At 52.1% G+C, this 234-nt stretch carries 1 protein-coding gene; it reads right to left on the bottom strand.

The features are described 5' to 3' along the window. On the bottom strand, nt 1-234 hold a 234-nt coding region (locus RYX56_RS25370), incomplete at both ends, for a VanZ family protein (RefSeq protein ID WP_317124516.1).

Genomic DNA, 234 nt, shown 5'->3' with positions numbered 1-234 from the left:
CTCTCAGCCGGCCGAGCGCCTTCTTTAGCCGTACGAACTTCCCACCAAACAGCGCCGTGCGGATGAAATAAAAACTGACAGCGATGCCAATAAAGTCCTTTACGATGTCAAATAATGATGCAGAGCGGTACGGATAGAACGACTGGTGGATTTCGTCGCTGATGCCGTAAAGGGCGGCGAACAAGGCGCAGATCACATTCAGGGTGGGAGTGAAACGGCGCTGCCTTGTTAAAA

It is taken from the genome of Alkalihalophilus lindianensis, from assembly GCF_032843265.1.
In the GTDB taxonomy this organism is placed as follows: domain Bacteria; phylum Bacillota; class Bacilli; order Bacillales; family Bacillaceae_D; genus Alkalihalophilus; species Alkalihalophilus lindianensis.
This window is presented reverse-complemented; position numbering and strand designations above follow the sequence as displayed.